Raw genomic sequence first — 5737 nt, 5'->3', positions numbered from 1 at the left:
TTCCTGTCGCGGGCGCATAAACCGTAATACAACTGCAGCACAAACCCGTGGCGAGGGAGCTTGCTCCCGCTGGGCTGCGCAGCAGCCCCTGGTTCTCTTGCTGCGGTTCTTCAGATTGATTGCCTTTGCTTTTTTGGGGCTGCTGCGCAACCCAGCGGGAGCAAGCTCCCTCGCCACAGGTGGCCGGGGTTTTACTTCGGCCCGAGAATCTTCACCAGTTTGTCCGGCGACGGCGCGCCTTGCTGCTGTTGCAGGTCGCCCTGGTCGTCCAGGTAGAAAATCGCCGGGGTCGCGGACAGCTCCAGTTCATCCATCAATTGCTGGTTGGCGTCCAGTTTGGCCTGGATCGCCGGCGGTATTTCCTTCAGCGGTTTCAGCGGGCTGCCCTTGCCGGCCTTTTCGTGGTCCGCCAGGGCTTTTTCCGGCTCTTTGGCGGCCAGCAGCGCGGCTGATTTCCCCGGGCTGTCTTCGCGGATGATGCCCACCATGATGTGGCGCAACTGCACCTTGCCGGCCTTGACCCACGGCCGCGCCTGTTCCCAGAACATGTTGCAGTACGGGCAGTTCGGGTCGCTGAACAGGTACACGGTGCGCGGTGCGTCCTTGCTGCCGTCGGCGATCCAGCTGCTGGCTTGCATCTTCGCCCAGATCTCTTTCGACATCGGATCGTAGACCAGCTTTTTCAGGGGTTCGAGGCTCAGGTCCTTGCCATCGGCGTCGTACAGGTTGCCCAGCAGCACATGCTCGCCGTCCGGCGTCAGATAGAGCGTCATGCCACGGCTCTGGTACTGCGCCGCGTAGCCGCGCAAGCCGTTCGGTGCGTCGAAGGTGCCGACGATCTTCGCGCCCTTGGCTTCGATCTTCTTGATCGCCGCGGGCAGCTCTTCGGCCTGAAGCAGCGGTGCTTGTAGCAGTGCGCCGGCGAAGGCCAGGGTCAGCAGGTGGTGGAAGCGGGGCATGGCAATTTCCTTGTCGCGGGGTGGATCGCCGTGGTGGAACCCGGCGTTTCGAAATTTTCCAGGGCGCGGGCCAGGCTCGCTTCCGACAGTTCGCCCAGGTGGCTGCCCAGCAGGCGACCCTCGGCGCTGTAGAACAGAGTCGTCGGCAGGGCCATGGAGCCGACGGCCTGGCCGAGGCGTCCACTGCCGTCGAACAGCACGTTGGTCAGGCTCAGGCCCTGGGTGGCGAGGTAGGTGCTGACGCTTTGCATGCTTTCGGCCTGATTGACGAACAGGAACGTCAGGTCCGGGCGCTGTTTCTGGGCCTCTTCCAGGACCGGCATTTCCCGTCGGCACGGCGGGCACCAGGTCGCCCACAGGTTGATCACCAAAGGGCCGCCCTGGTAATCGGCGAGGTTCACGGTTTCGCCTGCAGCGTTGCGTAGCTCGATCTCCGGCAGCCGGGTGCCTTGCTCGTAGATCGTCAGTGACATCGTCGCCACCAGCCAGAACAGCAGGCCGCTGCCGACGCTGAAGCCCAGGGGCCGGCGCAGGCCCGGTCGGCGACGCGCCCAGAGCAGCGCGGCGACCAGCAGGGCGACGATACCCGGCCAGGCCAGGAACCCGCCGTCGCGCAAATCGACGATCTGCCACGGGTCGTCCCGGTAATGGTTCCAATACGCGGCGACGAAACCGATCCTCGCGGCAAGTAGCCCCAGCAGGAACAGCCCGAACAGCACCGACTCGGGGTTCTCGCCGCCGCGCTTGGCCACGCGCCAACCGACAAAAGTCGCCAAGGCCAGTGCGCTGATCAGCAGCAGATGATTGAGGGCGATGGCAAAGGTGCCCAAGGTAAACGTCAGCATCAGCGTGCGTTCCGGGTCATGTTCCAACGTTCCAGGAACGCCTCGGCGTCCACTTCTCCGGTGATCCGCTGGCTGCGGCGCTCGTCACCGTCGGCATCGATCCACAACAGGCTCGGCGGCCCCGGCACTTTGTAGCGACCCAGCAGCTCGCGGCTGGCGGCGTTGTCAGCGGTGACGTCCAGGCGCAGCAGGCGTACGCCTTTCAGGGCGTCGAGCACTTCGGCGCGGCCGAACACCTGTTTTTCCATGATCTTGCAGGACACGCACCAGTCGGCGTAGTAGTCCAACAACACCCATTGGCCCTGCGCCTTGGCGGTATCCAGTTCGCGCTGCAGGGCGGCGGGCTCGCTGACCGTGACGAAGGCATCGTGCGCGCTGACGGTGGCGCTGCCCCTGGCGCCGCTGTAGACCTGCAGCGGCCTGAACAGATCGTCGCTGCCGCCCGCGGCGCCGATCACCAGCACGCTACCCCACAGGCCGAACAGCAGCGATACGCTGCCCCACAGATAGGCGGCGCGACCGAAGCCCTGGGTCTGGCGCCAGGCGCAATAGCCGGCGACAACCAGTAACGCGCCCCACAATCCGATCCACAACGAGCCATCGATGACCGGGCGGAGCATCAGCAGCGCGGTGCCCAGGAACAGGAAGCCGAACACGCCCTTGAGCAGGTTCATCCAGGCACCGGGCTTGGGCAGGAAGCGATTGCCCACCGTCACCAGCAGCAACAGCGGCAGGCCCATGCCGACCCCCATGGTGAACAGGATCAGCCCGCCGTGCAGCGCGTTGCCGCTCTGGGCGATGTACAGCAGCGCGCCGGCCAGGGGCGCGGTCATGCAGGGGCCGACCAGCAGGCCGGACAACGCCCCGAGAATTCCGGCGCCGACCAGGCTGCCGCCGCGGCGCTGGCGGCCGGCATTTTCCAGCCGATCACGCAGGGCGGCCGGCAGTTGCAGTTCGAAGAAGCCGAACATCGGCAGCGCCAACACCACGAATACCGCGGCGAAAGTGCCCAGCAGCCAGGGTTGCTGGAGCAATGCCTGAAGATTGGCGCCCAACAGCGCGGCAAGCACGCCCATGGCGGCGTACACCAGCGCCATGCTGATGACATAACTGCCGGCCAGTGCCAGGCCGCGCCGGGGCCCGGCGCCGCTGCCCACCACCAGCCCCGCCAGGATCGGCAGCATCGGCAGCGAGCACGGGGTAAACGCCAGCAGCAGCCCCAGGCCGAAGAACACCAGCAGGCTCCAGCCCAGCGCGCGCTGTTGCAGGCCGCTGGCCAGGGCCTGGTCTTGCGCCTCGCCGCTGGCCGTGGCCGGTGCGTCGCCGCCGAGGTCGACCAGCTGGGTCTGGGGCGGATAGCAGAGGCCCGCGTCGGCACAACCCTGGAAACCGACCTTGATCTTGCCGGTGGCCCCGGCGGGAATCTTCAGCTCCAGTGCCTGGCGATAGACTTGCTGGTCGCCGAAGAACTCATCGCTGTGTGCTTCGCCCTCGGGCAGCCTGGGCTTCTGCGCGTCGGCCAGGCCGTCGAATTTGAGCCGTTGCTGATACAGGTAGTAACCGTCGGCGATCTGCCAGAACAACTGCGTCTCACCCGAGTCCAGGCGTTCGGAGGTAAAGACGAAGGCCTTTTCCACCGGCAGGAAGTCGGGTTTGGTCTCGAAGGGATTGGCGGCCTGGGCCAGGCCCGAAATCAGCAGTAGACACAGCAAAAACAATCGACGCATGGATAAAGCCTTAGAACGAAGCAAGTGGAGGGCACATTGGCGGCTGGCGATTAACCGTCGATTAACCCGGCGACGGCCGGTTTACAGCGAAGATCGCCCATGCCTGGCGTACTCGTCGCATAATGTCGACTTAATCGGCCGGCGGCCTAATGTACCTTTTTCCACGGGGCTTACCATGCGCGTACTGGTCTGCGAAGACGACGAGTTGATCGCCAGCGGCATTGTCGCCGGGCTCACGGCTCAAGGCCTGACCGTCGAACACGTCGCCACCGCCTCGGCGGCGCGGGCGATGCTGGGTGTCGCCGAATTCGATGTCATGGTGCTTGATCTTGGCCTGCCCGATGAGGATGGTCTCAAGCTGCTCAAGCAATTGCGCCAGCAAGGCCTGGAGACGCCGGTGCTGATCCTCACCGCGCGGGATTCGGTAACCGATCGGGTCGACGGCCTGCAGGCCGGGGCCGATGATTATCTGCTCAAACCCTTCGACCTGCGAGAGCTGGCGGCACGCCTGCACACTTTGCTGCGGCGCGTGGCGGGGCGCAGCGTCAACCTGATCGAGCACGGTCGCCTGACCTACGACCCCAGCAGCCGGGAAACCACCCTGGGCGGCCAGCCGGTGGATCTGTCGCGCCGCGAGCAGTCGCTGTTGCAGGCGCTGCTGCACAGTCGCGGTCGGGTGTTGTCCACCGAACAACTCAAGGACAGCGTCTACGGGTTCAGCGACGAACTGGAAAGCAACGCCTTGAACGTGCATATCCACCACCTGCGCCGCAAGCTGGGCAACGGCATTGTCGAGACCGTGCGTGGCCTGGGGTATCGGCTGGGGCCGGCGGATGGCGGGGAATCCTCCAAGTGATGAGCCTGCGACTGCGGCTGAGCCTGACGCTCGGCGCGGCCTTCACCTTGATCTGGGCCCTGGCCGCGGCCTGGATGCTCAGCGACCTGCGTAACCAGATGATGTTTTCCCTCGACCAGCGCCTGGTGGCTTCGGCGCGGATGGTCGCCGGCTTGCTGGAGCAGTTGCCACCGGTGCCCAGCAAAGGTGAAGGCACGCATTTGAGCGCGGAGCAGTTGAGCATCCCGGGCGGCATGGCCTGCCAGGTCAGTTCCTTGCGCGGCGAGATCCTCGCCCGCAGCCACGCTAACCCGGAACAGGCCCTCGAAGCCGAGAAGACAGGCTTTCATGATCAGATGATCGACGGTGCGCCGTGGCGCAGCTTTACCCTGGTTCGCGGCGATTTGCGCATTACCACGGCCGACCGCCAGATCGAACGCGAAGCGTTGAACCTTTCGGTGTTGCTGGCGGCATCGGTGCCGGTCGGCGTGGCGTTGCTCGGTTGCCTGTGCCTGTTGTGGCTGGGCATCGGCCAGGGCCTGGCGCCGCTCAATCGCATGCGTGATGCGTTGATGCGCCGCAATGCCGATTCCTTGGAACCGCTGCAGATTCATCCGCTGCCCAGCGAGCTGCGGCCCCTGTTGGAGACCCAGAACCAGCTGTTCGAGCGTATTGGCAAGACCATCGAGCGCGAGCGCCGGTTGACCGGTGACGCTGCCCATGAATTGCGCAGCCCGCTGACGGCCATCAAGACCCACCTGCAAGTGGCACGCATGACCGAGGGGGCTGCGCGCGATCAGTCCCTGGCCCGGGCGGAGGAGGGCGCCGACCGCTTGCACCGCACCCTTGAGCAACTGTTGCTGCTGGCGCGGGTCGAGGGCAGCCTTTCGTTTGATGATGGCGTGCAATGCAACGCCGAGCAGGTCGCCCGGCTGGCGATCCAGGATGCAGCCGGCGGCGCGCCCCAGCGGATCAGGCTGCACCTATCGCCGCCGCTGTCCGATGCGCCGGTGCAGATGCCGGCGGTGCTGGCCATTGCCGCGTTGCGCAACCTGCTGGAGAACGCCTTGCGCCACGCCCCGGCCGATACCGAGGTCGAACTGAGCCTGGAGATGATCGGCCAGCGCGTGCGTTTCCTGGTACGTGATCATGGCGACGGAATCGCCGCCGACGATATCCAGCACCTGACTCAGCGCTTCTGGCGCAACGGCCACAGCACCGGCTGCGGTCTGGGCCTGGCGATCGTCCAGGCGATCGTCCAGCGTTGCGGCTGCGGTCTGCATTTCGACAGCCGCCCGGATGGGCTGCGGGTCGAACTGACCGTGCCAGTGCAAGTCCCTTCGGGTCAGTAGAACCCGTGGGGGGGGGGGG

At 65.6% G+C, this 5737-nt stretch carries 5 protein-coding genes; 2 read left to right on the top strand and 3 right to left on the bottom strand.

Annotation, left to right across the window (positions count from 1 at the left end; all coding sequences use genetic code 11):
* Positions 1-191: 191 nt before the first annotated feature.
* From dsbG to dsbD, 3 genes are read right to left on the bottom strand one after another with little or no spacing between them, the layout of a single operon-like run.
* Entirely contained in the window at positions 192-959 is a 768-nt protein-coding gene (gene dsbG / locus ACE04F_RS23575; RefSeq protein ID WP_486110132.1) for a thiol:disulfide interchange protein DsbG, read from the bottom strand.
* Positions 935-1804 (bottom strand): TlpA family protein disulfide reductase, encoded by an 870-nt coding sequence (locus ACE04F_RS23570; protein ID WP_486110131.1) that lies wholly within the window; start codon positions 1802-1804, stop codon positions 935-937. The genes dsbG and ACE04F_RS23570 overlap by 25 nt, the downstream gene beginning before the upstream one ends.
* A complete protein-coding gene (gene dsbD, locus ACE04F_RS23565) occupies positions 1804-3531 on the bottom strand; it encodes a protein-disulfide reductase DsbD (protein WP_486110130.1) in 1728 nt (575 codons plus the stop codon). The genes ACE04F_RS23570 and dsbD overlap by 1 nt, the downstream gene beginning before the upstream one ends.
* Before the next feature lie 175 nt (positions 3532-3706).
* Between dsbD and ACE04F_RS23560 the strand changes: the two genes are divergently transcribed.
* Together ACE04F_RS23560 and ACE04F_RS23555 are read left to right on the top strand one after the other, a co-directional pair.
* The gene (locus ACE04F_RS23560) at positions 3707-4387 is read left to right on the top strand and encodes a response regulator (RefSeq protein ID WP_305499838.1); all 681 of its coding nucleotides are present in this window, start codon (positions 3707-3709) and stop codon (positions 4385-4387) included.
* Entirely contained in the window at positions 4384-5718 is a 1335-nt protein-coding gene (locus ACE04F_RS23555; protein WP_486110129.1) for an ATP-binding protein, read from the top strand. Before ACE04F_RS23560 ends, ACE04F_RS23555 begins: the two co-directional genes overlap by 4 nt.
* Positions 5719-5737: the final 19 nt, after the last annotated feature.

Source organism: Pseudomonas sp. AGC41, assembly GCF_057334555.1.
This window is presented reverse-complemented; position numbering and strand designations above follow the sequence as displayed.